Here is a 16,032-nt window from a genome sequence, read left to right as displayed (position 1 = left end):
CCCCCTTACTTATGAATACGAACTGACACATTCATTCCAGGAACAATATTTACTGATTTACTATGATCTAAAGAAATTTTAACTGGTACTACTTGTGTTACTTTCGTATAGTTCGCTGTTGCGTTGCTTGATGGTAACATAGAGAATGTATTCGCTGTTGTTAATCCAACTTGCTCTACTTTTCCTGATAACGTTGTATCTGGGTATGCATCTACATACACATCTACATCTTGACCTTTTTGTACATCGTCAACATCTGTTTCTTCAATGTTTGCTGTTACCCATAAGTTGTTCATATCAAATGCATAAGCAATTGGGCTACCTGCTCCAACGAAAGCATTTGTCGTTGCATTTGATTGTACAATTGTTGCATTTTGTGGAATTGTTACATCTACTGTTTGTTCTCCATTTGCTGCCGCTACAGTAACAGCACCTAATTTATCATTTTCATTGTAATTCTTTCCTACTTCAGCTTTCCAGTCAGTTAATTTACCTGCTACTGGTGATGCAATCGGAATTACCTTTCCATCAATTTTTGCATTTTCTGTTTTTAAATAATTTTCCGCTTGATTGTAATAGTAATAACCGCCAATACCGCCGCCAACTAGTACAATTAATGTGATAATGTTGATAATCACCATTCTTCGAAACTGATTCATTGCATTCCTCTCCTTATATCGCATATAATTTTTTTCTAAACTATTTACGTCCTTATTGTTTAGATTGTTTAATTGTTAATTATATTAACTTTTAAACAAAAAAATCACACCATCTGCGGTGTAAATTGAAATTTATCTACCTGCGAGCGGTGCTGATTTCTGAAGGACTATCGTTTATAATTATAAATAATTATTTTGAATCTACAACCGACAATTTACGCATGAAATGTCGCTTAAACAACAATATAATACCTATATGTTGTTTAAGTATAGAAAATTAAACGAGGGGAAGTAAAAATGTCTATTAAAAATACAAATGATCCACGTGTAAAGCGGACGAGACAACTCATACAGGATGCTTTTGTCGCTTTAGTAGGCGAAAAAGGATTTGATGATGTAACTGTTCAACATATTGCAGAACGTGCTCCTGTAAATCGCGCTACGTTTTATAGCCATTACCATGATAAATATGACCTATTAGACAAAAGCATTGAAGAAATGTTAGAGAAGTTAACAGAAGTTATTAAGCCGAAAAATAGAAATAAAGAAGAGTTTCAACTTACATTTGATTCACCACATCCGACATTTTTGGCTTTGTTCGAACATATCGCAGAAAATGTGAACTTCTATAACGTTATGCTTGGTGATAAAGCCGCTGGAAACTACTCTTATAAAATGATGAAAACAATACAAACACATTTAACATTAAGCTTGTCTATTTCACAGCCAGATGATAAAGATCTTATGGTTCCTCGTGATATTTTAATTAGTTATGTGACAGGAGCTCATATCGGGATGATTATGTCATGGTTAAAAAGAGGGATGATTTATACCCCGCATTTTATGGCCATGCAATTAACTCGTTTAATTATTTTAGGAGCTCATACTGCTGCAGGATTAGAACGACCTTTTTAAAACATAAAAAAGCGAAGGAAAATCTCCTTCGCTTTTTCTATTAATTAAATGTAATGTTATGTACAGCCTCTTTATCAAGACGTTTAATAACTTCTACAATTAACTTCACTGCATTTTCATAGTCATCACGGTGTAACATTGCCGCATGAGAATGAATGTAGCGCGTTGCAATCGTAATTGCCATAGACGGAATACCATTTACAGCAATATGAATGGCACCTGCATCCGTTCCTCCGCCCGCTACTGAATCATATTGATACGGAATTTCTAATTCGTCAGCAACATCAACTACAAAGTCACGTAAACCAGTATGACCAATAACAGACGCATCATATAAAATAATCTGTGGTCCATCGCCCATTTTACTTTGCGCTTCTTTTGCCGTTACACCTGGCGTATCTCCAGCGATGCCAACATCTACTGCGAACGCGATATCTGGTTTAATATAATTCGCAGATGTTTTCGCGCCACGAAGGCCAACTTCTTCTTGTACAGTCCCTACGCCGTATACAACGTTTGGATGCTTTTCATCTTTTAACTGCTTTAATACGTCAATTGCAATTGCACAACCAATTCGGTTATCCCATGCTTTTGCAAGTAACATTTTTTCATTTTTCATCACTTGGAATTCAAAGTAAGGTACAACTTGATCTCCTGGTCGTACGCCCCACTCCATTGCCTCTTCTTGGCTAGAAGCACCAATATCGATGAACATGTCTTTAATTTCAACTGGCTTTTTACGCGCTTCTGGAGGTAAGATGTGCGGTGGTTTTGAACCAATTACACCTGTTACATCTCCTTTACGCGTTACAATTGTCACGCGCTGCGCAAGCATAACTTGTGACCACCAGCCACCAACCGTTTGGAAACGAAGGAAACCTTTGTCATCAATTTGCGTGATCATAAAGCCGACTTCATCTAAATGACCTGCAACCATAATTTTCGGGCCGTTTTCTTCCCCTACTTTTTTCGCAACTAAGCTTCCTAAATTATCAGTAGAAAGTTCGTCCGCAAACGGCTCAATATATTTCTTCATTACTTCGCGTGGTTCACGCTCGTTACCCGCAATACCACGTGCATCTGTTAATTCTTTTAGCATTGTCAATGTCGCGTCTAATTTTGTCATTGCCAACACCCTCCTTTTTCTTCAGTCACTTCATTATACAAAAGGAAATTGAAATATTCAAAAATTAAATCAGTATCCTTGTGTTTGACGCTGATGATTTACTTCATTTTTATCTAAATATGCCTTTTCAATCTCTTCTTGCTCAAACTCTAGCGCTTGTCCAAGTCGAAGATAGCTTGTAAATAATTCAATATAGTTCGTAATAGATGGTTGATCTGTAAAACGAATTACTTTGGCATATGTGTCTAAGAAAATTTCTACTTGTGTTTTATTCGTTTGTGCACATTTATAGAATAGGAAGTTTTTATCAATACCTAAATCAATTCCGATTGATAAAATAAAATGCAAGCCATCTACGTATTCTTCTAATATTACTTCACGTTCTGATGCTGGTTTGTTGCTCCAATATTTAAAACAACGTGTTTCATTTGCAAGTTCTCCAATTTCTACAAGAAGAGCTAACATTTTTTCTTTTAACAACTTTTTCGGTTGTAAATCATGCTCTTTCACAATACGGTCATCTAATTCTTTTTGTAATTTAAATAGTTGTAGTAAGTCCATTCTATTGTCCTCCTCCAACATCGCATTTTACGCAACAATGTTGTTTCATCTCAAAGTTCATTATTATTTTTCGTTTCTTATTAATAAGTCAGCCATTTATCTCTTTACAAAATAGCTTGTCCTTAATTTACAAATACGTTTCAATCATCACTATTAGATTGTTCACTCCGATTGGTGATAGTTAATCATTATCCGGGGATTGTCCACTGATAAAAAATTTATTTTATCTGATGAAAGTTCCATATCATCTTTCCATTATAGCAGTGTCGTTTCAGGTAGGAAAGATACTCTTCTTTCCAAAGGGGGATAATTGAAAAAAGCCAGGAGAATTCTCCTGGCTTCATATATATATTCTTCTATATCACTATAGCTTTTATATTGATTTTGTCATATCGATAACGACATACTTCTCTTTGCATACAAATAAAAAAACCTTAGAAGAAAAATCTTCTAAGGTTTCAACTAATTAATTAGTTAATGTTGTTTTTTGCAACTGTTGCTAATTCAGCGAAAGCTTTTTCGTCATGAACAGCTAAGTCAGCAAGCATCTTGCGGTTAACTTCGATGCCAGCATTTTTAAGACCGTGCATTAAGCGGCTGTAAGAAAGACCATTCATACGAGCTGCTGCGTTGATACGTGTAATCCATAATTTACGGAAGTCACGTTTCTTTTGACGACGGTCACGGAATGCATACATTAGAGATTTCATAACCTGTTGGTTAGCAACCTTGAATAATGTACTCTTAGAACCGTAGTAACCTTTTGCTAATTTTATAACTTTTTTACGACGTTGACGAGTAACTGTACCACCTTTTACTCTTGGCATAATATTACCTCCTAATTGTTCTATATATCAGCCGAACTTATTTTAAGTTGTCAAGCATTTGACGAATGCGTTTGAAGTCACCAGCGCTTACTACACCAGCTTTACGTAGTTTACGTTTAGCTTTTGTAGATTTGTTAGCGAATAAATGGCTTGTGTAAGCGTGAGAACGTTTCAGTTTACCTGATCCAGTCTTTTTGAAACGCTTTGCAGAGCCGCGATGAGTTTTTTGTTTAGGCATAGGTATTTCCTCCTCTATCTATTACTTATCGTTTTTCGGTGCTAAAACTAAGAACATACTACGTCCTTCCATTTTAGGCTTAGATTCAATTGTACTAACTTCAGCACAAGCTTCTGAGAAGCGATCTAAAACACGTTGACCGATTTCTTTATGAGTAATGGCACGTCCTTTAAAGCGAATTGACGCTTTAACCTTGTCGCCTTTCTCTAAAAACTTGATAGCATTACGAAGTTTTGTGTTAAAGTCGTGTTCATCAATTGTTGGACTTAAACGAACTTCTTTCATGCTAATTACTTTTTGATTTTTGCGCTGTTCTTTTTCTTTCTTCTGTTGCTCAAAGCGGAATTTACCGTAGTCCATAATGCGGCATACTGGCGGTTTCGCATTTGGAGCAACTAATACTAAATCAAGATTAAGATTTGCAGCTAAGTCTAAAGCGTCATTACGAGACTTGATTCCAAGTTGATCGCCATTTGCACCAACTAAACGTACTTCACGTGCACGAATTTGCTCGTTAATCATCATATCCTTGCTAATAGTAAGCCACCTCCAAGGTTTTTTCAGAACATCTTTTGTAGTCATAGAACCCGACAAAAAAAGTGCGGGCATACGACACCCACACTTGTAAATTCTTAAGTAAGAAATACATTTACCTGTAAACTGCGAATGCGTCCATCAGGTGAGAAGCGGGTGCTTCTACTTGTTCCACAAAACAATATTCTATTATCCTTGATGAGTTTATCATAGGACATGACGTCTGTCAAGAAGACGCGATGTGTTTTACTAACAACAAGAAATATTGTAACAAACAACTACCATACTTGCAATACTTTTTTATGATAAGTATTGTTTGGTTATTTTTTCTAGTTTTTCTTTTTTCTAATACATAAGAAAGCCGCGGTATACCGCGGCTCTGTCTTATCGTTTTCCTTCTACTTTAATCATATCAACAAAAGCATCTAATGCAATTGTTTCTGATTTTTGTTCACCATATTTACGTACGTTTACGCCGTTTTCAGTTACTTCATTGTCACCTACTACAAGCATGTACGGAATTTTTTGCATTTGTGCTTCACGGATTTTGTAACCAATTTTCTCTTCACGAGTATCTAATTCAACACGGATACCAGCACGACGTAATTCATCTTGTACTTTCTTCGCATAGTCTAAATGTACTTGCGGAGAAACTGGAATTACTTGCGCTTGAACTGGAGCTAACCAAGTTGGGAATGCACCTTTGTATTCTTCAATTAAGAAGGCTACGAAACGTTCCATAGTTGATACAACACCACGGTGAATTACAACTGGACGATGTTGTTTACCGTCTTCACCAACGTAAGATAATTCAAAGCGTTCTGGAAGTAAGAAGTCTAATTGTACAGTTGAAAGTGTTTCGTCTTTTCCAAGAGCAGTACGAACTTGAACGTCAAGTTTTGGACCGTAGAATGCTGCTTCACCTTCAGCTTCATAGTAATCAAGACCCATTTCATCCATAGCTTCTTTTAACATACCTTGTGCTTTTTCCCACATCTCATCATCAGCATAGTACTTTTTAGTATCAGCTGGGTCACGATAAGATAGACGGAATGAATAGTTCTCTAAACCGAAATCTTTGTACACTTCTAGAGTTAAGTTTACAACACGTTTTAACTCTTCTTTAATTTGATCTGGGCGAACGAAAATGTGCGCATCGTTTAAAGTCATTCCGCGTACACGTTGTAATCCAGATAATGCTCCAGACATTTCATAGCGGTGCATTGTTCCAAGTTCCGCAATACGGATTGGTAATTCACGGTAGCTGTGAATATCATTTTTATAAACCATCATGTGGTGAGGGCAGTTCATCGGACGAAGAACTAACTCTTCATTATCCATTTCCATTGATGGGAACATACCATCACGGTAGTGATTCCAGTGACCAGAAGTTTCATAAAGCTCTCTGCTTCCTAGTACTGGAGTGTATACGTGATCATAGCCTAAGCTTGCTTCTTTATCAACGATGTAACGCTCGATAATGCGGCGGATAGTTGCACCTTTTGGTAACCAAAGTGGTAAACCTTGTCCTACTTTTTGGCTATTAGTAAATAGTTTTAATTCTTTACCTAATTTACGGTGATCACGCTCTTTCGCTTCTTCAAGCATACGTAAGTGCTCATCTAATTCTGCTTTCTTAACGAATGCAGTACCGTAAATACGTTGTAGCATTTTATTATTGCTATCGCCGCGCCAGTAAGCACCTGCAACGCTTAATAATTTAAACACTTTAATTTTCCCTGTAGATGGAAGGTGAACACCACGGCAAAGGTCGAAGAATTCGCCTTGCTCATAGATTGAAATAACTGCATCTTCTGGAAGATCGTTAATTAAATCTAATTTTAACTCATCGCCGATTTCTTCAAAGCGACGAAGTGCTTCTGCACGTGGCACTTCATGACGAACGATTTCTAAGTTCTCGTTCACAATTTTTTGCATTTCTTTTTCGATTTTCTTGAAGTCTTCAACTGTAATTGCTTCTTCCATATCAATATCATAGTAGAAGCCATTTTCAATTACTGGACCAATGCCAAGCTCAAGCTTAGCATCTTTATATAAACGTTTTAACGCTTGTGCTAATAGGTGGGCTGTTGAATGGCGTAAAATGTATAAGCCATCTTCAGAATCTAATGTAATAATAGAAACTGCACCGTCTTCTTCGATTGGTGTAACAAGATCGATCATCTCATCGTTTAATTTTCCAGCCACAGCTTTTTTCTTTAAGCCTGGGCTAATAGAAGCTGCGATTTCTTCAGTTGTTACGCCTTTTGGAAACTCCTTCACAGCTCCATCAGGGAAAGTAATTTTAACTACATCTGCCATCACTGGTCACTCCTCTTTTTTTCAAAATAAAAAACACTCATCCCGTAAAAAGGGACGAGTGTTGAATTCGTGGTTCCACCCTTGTTCCAATTAACATTATTGTTAATTGCTCAAGTTCAACATAACGGTGTTGTCCGTTAGCAATTACTAGAAAAAACCGTTCACTGCTAAAGTTTAGAGGTGGTAAGTAATAATCCCGTATTAGGAAGCTCACACCCTAAGGCTTCCCTCTCTGAAAATCGTAGAAAACTACTCATGTCCTCATCATGACATTTCAATATATTTCATTTATGTAGGTAATTATATGCTCAAAAACTTAGAAAATCAAGGGCGTTACCTTTATTTTTTAAATTTTTCACATTGCGCTCAAACTCATGTAATCCATGTAATTGAACCCGTTCTTGAAATACATTTCGCAAAGTAATAATCATATTATGGTCTTGTTCTTTCGTATATAAATAAATTTTTTTCGGCGAAATAGAAAGAAGTGGTGCAATTACTTTCGTATCAATATATACATCCTTTTGCTTCAATAATTCCTCATCTATATATTGGACCAATTTCTCCTGTTTTAAACGTCTACCTTTATCATCATAGAAAATAAAGCTTTCATCAAAAACAAGATGCACACAGGACAAACGTGATTTTCGGCTACGCACTTGTTGCCTTAGCGTCTCAATAAACATTTGATATTCTTGTTCCAACTTATACTCATCAATCGACACTTCAGCAAGCTTAGCTACCATTTCCCTATATGTACGAAGGCGAAAACGAACATATGATGAAAACGAGAACGAAAGCGGATCACAAAGCCAGTTATTTAAAGAGGATTTAATATATGATTCAAATGTGTGACGTGTTAATTCTCGAGCAATCTCTTTTCTTCTTCCCTTTAAAATCTCTTGTGCCATATGCAATATTTGATGACACTCTTCCTCTTCTTCATAAAAAAACTTCTCTTTTAAGATTGTATAAATCCACTCATTTTGCTTTACATTCACAATGAAATATACCATTACCGGCAATAAAATCTTTTCAATATAATTCGATTCACATACTGGTATATGAATCACCACTTTTTGTTCCTGTAAATACACACTCGTTTCCTTATATAACAGTTCCGCTCTTTTCAATAGTTGTCTATATACATGCATAGCATCATTTTTTTCTTCGAAGCAAATTTCAATCACTTTTGTCCCCCCTTTTATCCCTGCTCTAAAGGATTGTATCTATACGTTACAAATCCTATAAGAGTCCGTCCCGTGGAAGTTCACTCTTAGTAGAATTACATTTCCTATCGTTAGAAAATCCACTCAATATGGCTTGCTAATTTTATATATATTAAGGGAGGGAGAAAAAAATGATACAAGCTACAATGAATTTTCTATAAGAAGTTTTTCGTTTTACAATTCACCTATTCTGAAAAGTGTTCAAAACGAAAAAAGAGCAAGCTTTTCAGCTTACTCTTTACTTATGACGTCGGTTTTTCCCGCCAATCGGAATTGGCTTCGCTAAATATTTAATTCGTTCCATAATACGTGCTGCTTTCATTTGTTCTGCTTCACCACGCTGTGTATACGTTAAATGATGTTCCAATTCCTTGAAATCAAAGTTAGACGTAAAGAACGTCGGTAAGTTTTCTAACATACGGAATTGCAAAATTGCACCAAGCACATCGTCACGCACAAAGCTTGACATCGCTTCTGCTCCGATATCATCTAGCATTAAAACTTGTACGCGTTTCACTGCATCAATCTTTTCCCCAATCGAGTTATCTTGAATCGAACTTTTAATTTCACGTAGAAATTCAGGGAAGTATACGAGCATCGAACTTATTTTCTTTTGAGCAAGCTCATTCGCCATTGCTCCTAACAAATACGTTTTCCCTACACCAAATTTACCGTACAAATATAAACCTTGCACTTTTTTACCAGGTTCATATGCACTTAAAAATTCATTGGCAGCACCAATTGCATCAATACGCGCATCTAAATCTGAAGGATCTAAGTTTTCCATCGTTGCCTGTAAAATGTCAGTTGGCATATATACACTTTGAACGAGTTTTTCATATTTCTTTCTCTCGTCATATGCTACTTTTCTAACGCAACGATCGTATTGAATATCAATCATCTTCCCTTGGATAACGAGCTTCGGCTCATATCCTTGCAGCATGTTTTTACACGAACCTAGATCCGGACAATCTACGCAACCTACACTTTGTCCAATATATTCGTATAACTTCACAAGGCTGCGCTCAATCATAGAAGTTGTTACTTCACCTTGATGTTCGTCTATAAATTCTTTCACACGCGGATGTGCCATTACTTCCGCCTTTAATACTTCATATCTATTTTTAAAATTTTTATTTTCCATTAACTTTGCAAATGAATTTTGAATATGCTCCATTTTCTCACCTCAAAGAGCGTTCATTCTCTTCTATTAATCACGCTTATATTTTTTTAACACTTCTTCTAGTCGTTTTCGTTCATCATCTAACGTACTCGCATCTTTTTTCTTACTTACATCTTTCTTCACTGTTTCTTTCTCTTGTTCTTTCGGCTCTTCTTTCAGCCAATCTGGTACCATTTCTTTTCTTATCGTTTTCTTCGACGTACGGCCTTTTTTCTTCGTCTCAGCCCATTCTTGATATTGACGATTTTCTTCTTTCGCTAACGCCATTGCTTCAGCTACTGTACCGACCTTTTTACGTGCCCAATGCCCAGCAATTTTCTCCACATACGTTTTCGCAAGCTTCATATCTGAGCGTAGCATAACGTAATAAATAAGTACATTCACAACACCTGGCGTTAATTTTTGATTGATCATTACATCTTCAACGATCTGCAAGTCAGCCTTTGTCGCCTCTGCACCACCAGAGATTTCTTTTAATAGTTGTTTTGGTGAGATTTCCTCTAACTGTTTTATTAACATCTCTTCTTGCGTAGAAGGCTCTTTCCCTTCCATCATACGTGCAGCGTGAGGTTGTACTCTTTCACTTAATACAGGTAACGCTTGACCGTTTTCGAACTGATACCAATCACGCGCTCCTTTTCTAAGCCTTTCGATATCAATTGTCTGCATCTCTGTCACCGTACCAAGAACGATATTTTGCATCGATAACACATCTACATCGTACACGTAAGCAAGTGTACTGACACATTCTCGCACTTGATCTGTAATCGCCTTTTTAGGGACAAGAGCGGACAAGCCATCTACAAATAAGGAGAAATCAAAGAAATCATTCCAAACTTTTGGAGAGTCTCCCTTCTCGTTACTTGGCATAGCTGTCGTTTTTGGAATACGAAGATCTTCTTGCGCATGCTCAAGCTGTCCTGGATTAAACGAACCAAACACATCATTGAAAGAACGCGTAACATTTTCATAAGAAGCAAAATCAAATTCTTCTTCTAAGAAATATTGCTTTACTTGATTATATTTTGTCCGACTCAATCGATTGTATAAAAAGATGCTTAACACAATATCATCAAAAAACTGCTTCGGAGATAAAGGTGGTTGCAATTCGTATATAAACATTCGAATATCTTTTTCTTTCTTAATATATACCTTCAAAAGCCCAATTGCTTCTAACTTTACTCGTTCCTCATATATTTCGGGAAGCTGCATTTGCATGGTCACCATAAGGGAATGATGTGTATTCTCTTTTCCAAACACACGATCTTGCTCTAACTCTCCCCATAGTGTCATGTACAAGCTAAAAGCTCTACTACCTATTAACGGCTGATACAACATCGTTAACACTTTTCGGTCGTAATTATGCAGTAACCCTTTCGCACTTACTTTATAACGATCAATTGGCAATAGCTCCATCCATGACTGTTTTTCCATTCTTGCTTTTCCTTTCTCTCATCCAATCTATCCTCTACTTCATTCGTTCTATCTTCATTATATAATTTCTTAGCGAAAAAGAGCTATTAGCTTTCGCTTCTAGCTCTCTTATCTCATTACTTACGGTATGTAAAGAGAATAAAATACAACTTCTACTCTCTTTCTTTTTGCAGTATATCTTTTAATTCTTCAATAAATACATTTAAATCTTTAAATTGGCGATATACAGAAGCAAAACGCACGTAAGCAACATCATCAATATCACGCAGTTCTTCCATAACAATTTCACCAATCATATCACTTTTCACTTCTGATATACCTAAATTACGAAGTTCACGTTCCACACTTTGAGTTACTTCTTCTAATTGTCTTAAAGATACTGGTCTTTTTTCGCACGCTTTAATTAAGCCGCGCAAAATCTTTTCTTTATTAAACTCTTCTCGTGTGCCTTCTTTTTTTACAACGATAAGAGGTGACTCTTCTACTCTTTCAAATGTCGTAAAGCGACTTAAACAACTTTCACACTCTCTCCTTCTTCGAATAGAGCGCCCCTCGTCTACCGGACGCGAATCTAACACTCTTGTACCATTATGCGAACAGGATGGACAACGCAATATATTCACTCCTTTACACTATACTCTTTATTTTTTCTCTACTTACTTCATCTGACAATATATATACAATATTATATAACTCATTCTAACTCTCTTACCACTTTAAGTTTAAGCACATTATTTTATCATCTCGTTTTCAAAAATAAGATGGTAGATGGGGTGCTAACTTATTCGTAAGAGCTCAATTTATCTCACTAACGAGTACGTTATATTTTCCCTTTTTTATAAACTAAAAAAGAGGTGCATTATACACCTCTTTACATTTTAAATCAATTATGTTCTTTTTTAAAGAGCTTTTGTTTCTCTCTGCTTAATTTCGAAGCTACCAGTGCCTCGAGGAAGCTCGATGCTCTCACGCGTTTTCGCGTTTAAACCTTCTGCAATATATTCTGCAGCAACATTTGGATCAATACGATCCCCACAAGTATAAACATCAATACTTGCGTAACCGTGCTCCGGAAAGCTATGAATTGTTAAATGTGATTCCGAGATAATTACTACTCCACTTACACCTTGTGGTGCAAATTTATGGAAAGCAACCTCACGCACTTCAGCACCAGCTCTCAGTGCTGCATCCACAAATAATTGTTCAATATACGGCATGTCATTAAGCTTGTCGAAATCGCAATCCCAAAGTTCAGCGATTACGTGACGACCCATCGTATCCATAGTATCCATTCTACAGTTCCCCCTTGTAAATTTATTCTAACTGTTCGAATTGAAAACTAATTTGCAATTTGGCTTGCTCCACTACCACGGGGGAAAGTTAGTCCAGAGAGGTCCTAACCCTTTAAGTAGTGACTACGTACCTCAGCTCTTAAGTTTACGAGTGTTAGTATACTTTGTTTATTTTCATTTTGCAACAACAGTTTTTTCGATTTTCTGTCATATTTTCCTCTTTACTTTTCCCTAAAAAAAATAAACGATTCACAAATACAGTAATCACAACGTTTCGTGGTATGTCCACTTTCAAAAATATACTTATATAATTTTTTTCCTTTTCAGAAAAAAATAAAAAAAGAGGGCAAATATTCACTTGCCCTCTCCCTTATTCACTTAAATATGTTGCACATTTTTTTGTTTCGCTAATTCGTCAACAACTAACGTTACAAGATCTACAACACGACGAGAGTAGCCCCACTCGTTATCATACCAAGCAAGTACTTTCACTTTACGATCACCCATTACCATTGTAGATAAACCATCAATAATAGCTGAGTGTGTATTTGTATTAAAGTCAATAGATACTAAAGGCTCTTCGCTGAATTCTACAATGCCTTTTAACGCACCGTTTGCAACAGTTTTGAATGCTTCATTAATAGCTTCAACTGTCACATCACGCTTTACATCTACTACTAAGTCAACAAGAGACACGTTTGGTGTTGGTACACGAAGTGCCATACCATGAAGTTTTCCGTTTAAGTGCGGAAGAACTTTTGCAAGCGCTTTCGCGGCACCTGTCGTTGTCGGAATGATTGATTGTCCGCAAGCACGTGCTCTTCTTAAATCTTTATGTGGGTTATCAATATTTTTTTGGTCATTTGTATAAGCGTGAACAGTTGTCATTAAACCGTTTTCAATTCCAAACTGCTCATCTAACACCTTAACAACAGGCGCTAAACAGTTTGTTGTGCAAGATGCATTTGAAATAACAGTATGTTTTGTAATATCTAATTTGTCTTCGTTCACACCAACTACAATTGTTACATCTTCATTTTTACCAGGCGCTGTTAAAATAACTTTTTTCGCTCCAGCTTCAACATGTAAAATTGCTTTTTCTTTTGAATTAAATTTACCAGTTGCTTCAATTACAACTTCAACACCTAGATCTGTCCAAGGCAATTCCTTTGGATCGCGGTTGTTTAAAAGGCGAATCATTTTCCCATCAACTAATAAGTGATCTTCAAATGCTTCTACTGTTCCGTCAAACTTGCCGTGAACTGTATCATATTTAATTAAATGTGCTAACGTTTCAGATGGATAGCTTGCATTGATTGCTACAATTTCGAATGCGCTTTCTTTTATTGCCTGACGAAATACCATTCTCCCAATACGTCCAAATCCATTAATTGCCACACGAGTCATAATATGTTATCCCCCTTGAATGCGTTATACTATTTATCTCCAATCCCAATAATAGTATAACACAAAAAGGGGATATGTCACTAAGCATTTTCATTAATTTCACAATTTTTTAGTCAATAATGTTCCAATTCTTTAAAATCACCTGTAATTGTGTTTTCGTTCCCATAATTGTGCCATCATTATTTATCACTTCATCTGCATGCTTCACTTTTTCTTCTAACGGCATTTGAGATTGAATACGAACTGTTGCTTCTTCTTCTGAAAAATTATTTCGTTTCATTAAACGTTCTAATTGCGTATGTGGCTTAACCGCTACAACTAAAACGCGGTCAACGAGACTTGTTAATTTGCTTTCAAATAAGAGAGGTATATCTAACACAACCGCTTGCATACCTTCTTTTATGTACATTTCCTTTTGCGTATTCATTTCCTCACGCACTGCAGGATGAACAATTTTATTTAACTGCAATCGTTTTTCTTCATTATAGAAAACGACACTTCCTAATTTCGGCCGATCCAGTTCTCCATCTTTTTGTAATACTTCCGTTCCAAACACTTCTACAATTTTGTTATATGCTGGTTTTCCTCGTTCTACAACTTCTCGCGCAATAATATCTGCATCAATAACTGGTATACTCAGTTCACGAAACATTTGAGACACTGTACTTTTTCCGCTTGCAATGCCTCCCGTTAATCCAATTACTACTGTCATCATAATCCTCCTCACAATATAAAAGGCGCGAAACTAATGTTCCACGCCCATACTTACATTTTCCAAATTCCAATAATAATGAGTAATACCCCAGGCAGGAATGTAAATTTTTGTAACCATTTCATATTTGATAAAACCGTTCCAAGTTTCATTCCAATAAATAAAAACAAAGAACTCATAACCGCAACTAATATCGCCATCATAGCGGGCGCATACCCTAATAAAGATGCACCAATTCCAGCACCGAACGAATCTATAGAAAGAGCGATACCAAGAAGCAATGCTTCTCCTGCAGAAATGGTGCCTGATTTATCAAAATCTGCAACAGTCGGTTTCCGTAAAATTTGAATCACTAGCCCGAGCGAAGCAATTTCTAATTTCCAAACCTTCTCCTCTTTCTTTGGTTCTTCTTTTTTCTCACTTCGAAAAAATTGGTATAATACCCAAATTCCTATTCCAATAAGAACAAGCCCACCGATACGCGTTGCGATAACAGGTGAAAATATTTTCGCGATCATATGTCCAATTCCCATTGAAACAAGCATAACAGCCGCTGAACACATTCCGATAATTATAATTGATCTTAGTGGAATTCTTACGCTTCTTAAACCATATGTTAGCCCTACACTACAGCTATCTAAGCTTAATGTAAAAGCTAATAAAATAAGAGATAAATAAAGGTACATCGGTAAGCTCCTCCCTTATACATAGCCCTGCTGTATGTATATGACAAATGCCTATCCGATGTTATCTCTTTTCTATATTCTCGGCTGACAAATCGGGCAGTAATGCGTTCCTCTTCCGCCGACAACTGTTTTTTCTAATATCGTACCGCAAGTAACACACGGTTCTCCTTTTTTTCCGTATACATTTAGAAGTTCTTGGAATGAGCCAATTTGCCCTTGCGAATTCATATACGTTCGAATTGTACTTCCGCCTCGCTTCACTGCTTCACCTAACGTTGTAACAGTCGCCTCGTAAATTCGTTCAATTTCTTCTGCTGTTAAAGACGAAGCTTCTCGTTCCGGATGAATTTGAGAACGGAATAAAACTTCATCTACATATATATTTCCAAGCCCTACTAAAAGACGCTGGTCTAATAATACGACTTTTATTTTACGATTGGTCTTTTGCAATCTTTCTTGTAAATACTGCGGTGTCAATTCAGCATCAAACGGCTCCGGACCTAAGTCAGCAAGAGGCATTTGATTCAATTCTTCACCTTTCTTAAAGAGATGCATCGTACCAAACTTTCTCACATCTTTATAATGTAGTTCAGTTCCATCTGTAAATAAGAAACGGACGTGTGTATGCTTATCAATTGGCTCGTCCTCTTGATGCAGTAAAAACTTACCTTCCATACGCAAATGTGAAACAATAACATAATTCGTTACATATAAAAGCAAAAACTTTCCTCTTCGCTTTATATTTTCAATCTTCTCGCCTCTTAGCATTTCTTTAAAGATTTCTGCATCATCCGGACGTTTTACTATTTTTGGATAGGTAACAATGACATCTTCAATTGTTTTTCCTGTCACAAGATTTTCAAGTGTCCGTCTGACGTTTTCAACCTCTGGTAATTCAGGCATTTCA

General features: G+C 36.5%; 17 protein-coding genes and 2 other annotated features. Of the genes, 1 reads left to right on the top strand and 16 read right to left on the bottom strand.

Annotation, left to right across the window (positions count from 1 at the left end; genetic code table 11):
* Positions 1–5 precede the first annotated feature (5 nt).
* On the bottom strand, positions 6–659 hold the full coding sequence (locus tag QEP67_RS04595; RefSeq protein WP_001071411.1) for an HlyD family efflux transporter periplasmic adaptor subunit: 654 nt from the start codon (positions 657–659) through the stop codon (positions 6–8).
* Between the two features lie 297 nt (positions 660–956).
* Between QEP67_RS04595 and QEP67_RS04590 the strand changes: the two genes are divergently transcribed.
* Positions 957–1,574: a TetR/AcrR family transcriptional regulator C-terminal domain-containing protein gene (locus QEP67_RS04590; RefSeq protein ID WP_000023655.1), complete on the top strand. Its 618-nt coding sequence runs from the start codon at positions 957–959 to the stop codon at positions 1,572–1,574.
* Between the two features lie 40 nt (positions 1,575–1,614).
* On the opposite strand, the gene QEP67_RS04585 is transcribed toward QEP67_RS04590, so the two are convergent.
* From QEP67_RS04585 to mutM, 15 genes are all read right to left on the bottom strand, one after another.
* Complete coding sequence (locus QEP67_RS04585; protein ID WP_000163550.1) at positions 1,615–2,700, bottom strand: M42 family metallopeptidase; 1,086 nt, start codon at positions 2,698–2,700, stop codon at positions 1,615–1,617.
* Between the two features lie 69 nt (positions 2,701–2,769).
* A complete protein-coding gene (locus QEP67_RS04580) occupies positions 2,770–3,261 on the bottom strand; it encodes a dUTP diphosphatase (protein ID WP_000365057.1) in 492 nt (163 codons plus the stop codon).
* Between the two features lie 470 nt (positions 3,262–3,731).
* Positions 3,732–4,088, bottom strand: coding sequence for a 50S ribosomal protein L20 (rplT, locus tag QEP67_RS04575; RefSeq protein ID WP_001138364.1), 357 nt, complete (start codon positions 4,086–4,088; stop codon positions 3,732–3,734).
* Between the two features lie 37 nt (positions 4,089–4,125).
* Positions 4,126–4,326 carry a 50S ribosomal protein L35 gene (gene rpmI / locus QEP67_RS04570; RefSeq protein WP_001125946.1) on the bottom strand — a complete coding sequence of 67 codons (201 nt, stop codon included), beginning with the start codon at positions 4,324–4,326 and terminating at the stop codon, positions 4,126–4,128.
* A gap of 21 nt (positions 4,327–4,347) precedes the next feature.
* A complete protein-coding gene (gene infC / locus QEP67_RS04565; protein WP_000973214.1) occupies positions 4,348–4,851 on the bottom strand; it encodes a translation initiation factor IF-3 in 504 nt (167 codons plus the stop codon).
* A 62-nt stretch (positions 4,852–4,913) separates the two neighbouring features.
* Positions 4,914–5,034: a sequence feature (ribosomal protein L20 leader region), on the bottom strand.
* A gap of 210 nt (positions 5,035–5,244) precedes the next feature.
* Entirely contained in the window at positions 5,245–7,182 is a 1,938-nt protein-coding gene (gene thrS / locus QEP67_RS04560) for a threonine--tRNA ligase (RefSeq protein WP_000786074.1), read from the bottom strand.
* 47 nt (positions 7,183–7,229) lie between these two features.
* Positions 7,230–7,459, bottom strand: a binding site (T-box leader).
* A gap of 31 nt (positions 7,460–7,490) precedes the next feature.
* On the bottom strand, positions 7,491–8,372 hold the full coding sequence (gene ytxC / locus QEP67_RS04555) for a putative sporulation protein YtxC (protein ID WP_000569617.1): 882 nt from the start codon (positions 8,370–8,372) through the stop codon (positions 7,491–7,493).
* A gap of 277 nt (positions 8,373–8,649) precedes the next feature.
* On the bottom strand, positions 8,650–9,588 hold the full coding sequence (gene dnaI / locus QEP67_RS04550; RefSeq protein ID WP_000400115.1) for a primosomal protein DnaI: 939 nt from the start codon (positions 9,586–9,588) through the stop codon (positions 8,650–8,652).
* Between the two features lie 33 nt (positions 9,589–9,621).
* Complete coding sequence (locus QEP67_RS04545; RefSeq protein WP_000415024.1) at positions 9,622–11,028, bottom strand: DnaD domain protein; 1,407 nt, start codon at positions 11,026–11,028, stop codon at positions 9,622–9,624.
* 152 nt (positions 11,029–11,180) lie between these two features.
* Entirely contained in the window at positions 11,181–11,642 is a 462-nt protein-coding gene (gene nrdR / locus QEP67_RS04540; RefSeq protein WP_001203687.1) for a transcriptional regulator NrdR, read from the bottom strand.
* Between the two features lie 285 nt (positions 11,643–11,927).
* A complete protein-coding gene (gene speD / locus QEP67_RS04535; RefSeq protein ID WP_002003660.1) occupies positions 11,928–12,311 on the bottom strand; it encodes an adenosylmethionine decarboxylase in 384 nt (127 codons plus the stop codon).
* Between the two features lie 387 nt (positions 12,312–12,698).
* Positions 12,699–13,727: a glyceraldehyde-3-phosphate dehydrogenase gene (locus tag QEP67_RS04530; protein ID WP_000198966.1), complete on the bottom strand. Its 1,029-nt coding sequence runs from the start codon at positions 13,725–13,727 to the stop codon at positions 12,699–12,701.
* A 109-nt stretch (positions 13,728–13,836) separates the two neighbouring features.
* Positions 13,837–14,439 (bottom strand): dephospho-CoA kinase, encoded by a 603-nt coding sequence (gene coaE, locus QEP67_RS04525; RefSeq protein WP_061673013.1) that lies wholly within the window; start codon positions 14,437–14,439, stop codon positions 13,837–13,839.
* 53 nt (positions 14,440–14,492) lie between these two features.
* Positions 14,493–15,125, bottom strand: coding sequence for a sporulation membrane protein YtaF (gene ytaF / locus QEP67_RS04520; protein WP_000281738.1), 633 nt, complete (start codon positions 15,123–15,125; stop codon positions 14,493–14,495).
* A gap of 72 nt (positions 15,126–15,197) precedes the next feature.
* Positions 15,198–16,028 (bottom strand): DNA-formamidopyrimidine glycosylase, encoded by an 831-nt coding sequence (mutM, locus tag QEP67_RS04515; RefSeq protein ID WP_001114486.1) that lies wholly within the window; start codon positions 16,026–16,028, stop codon positions 15,198–15,200.
* Positions 16,029–16,032: the final 4 nt, after the last annotated feature.

It is taken from the genome of Bacillus cereus group sp. MS39, from assembly GCF_040448665.1.
Classification (GTDB): domain Bacteria; phylum Bacillota; class Bacilli; order Bacillales; family Bacillaceae_G; genus Bacillus_A; species Bacillus_A wiedmannii.
This window is presented reverse-complemented; position numbering and strand designations above follow the sequence as displayed.

Coding starts and splice junctions, on each gene's coding strand:
- mutM (WP_001114486.1), bottom strand. CDS start 16,028: ATGCCTGAATTACCAGAGGTTGAAAACGTCAGACGGACACTTGAAAAT.
- QEP67_RS04590 (WP_000023655.1), top strand. CDS start 957: ATGTCTATTAAAAATACAAATGATCCACGTGTAAAGCGGACGAGACAA.
- QEP67_RS04580 (WP_000365057.1), bottom strand. CDS start 3,261: ATGGACTTACTACAACTATTTAAATTACAAAAAGAATTAGATGACCGT.
- QEP67_RS04595 (WP_001071411.1), bottom strand. CDS start 659: ATGAATCAGTTTCGAAGAATGGTGATTATCAACATTATCACATTAATT.
- infC (WP_000973214.1), bottom strand. CDS start 4,851: ATGATGATTAACGAGCAAATTCGTGCACGTGAAGTACGTTTAGTTGGT.
- QEP67_RS04545 (WP_000415024.1), bottom strand. CDS start 11,028: ATGGAAAAACAGTCATGGATGGAGCTATTGCCAATTGATCGTTATAAA.
- speD (WP_002003660.1), bottom strand. CDS start 12,311: ATGGATACGATGGGTCGTCACGTAATCGCTGAACTTTGGGATTGCGAT.
- QEP67_RS04530 (WP_000198966.1), bottom strand. CDS start 13,727: ATGACTCGTGTGGCAATTAATGGATTTGGACGTATTGGGAGAATGGTA.
- thrS (WP_000786074.1), bottom strand. CDS start 7,182: ATGGCAGATGTAGTTAAAATTACTTTCCCTGATGGAGCTGTGAAGGAG.
- rpmI (WP_001125946.1), bottom strand. CDS start 4,326: ATGCCTAAACAAAAAACTCATCGCGGCTCTGCAAAGCGTTTCAAAAAG.
- coaE (WP_061673013.1), bottom strand. CDS start 14,439: ATGACAGTAGTAATTGGATTAACGGGAGGCATTGCAAGCGGAAAAAGT.
- QEP67_RS04585 (WP_000163550.1), bottom strand. CDS start 2,700: ATGACAAAATTAGACGCGACATTGACAATGCTAAAAGAATTAACAGAT.
- dnaI (WP_000400115.1), bottom strand. CDS start 9,588: ATGGAGCATATTCAAAATTCATTTGCAAAGTTAATGGAAAATAAAAAT.
- ytaF (WP_000281738.1), bottom strand. CDS start 15,125: ATGTACCTTTATTTATCTCTTATTTTATTAGCTTTTACATTAAGCTTA.
- rplT (WP_001138364.1), bottom strand. CDS start 4,088: ATGCCAAGAGTAAAAGGTGGTACAGTTACTCGTCAACGTCGTAAAAAA.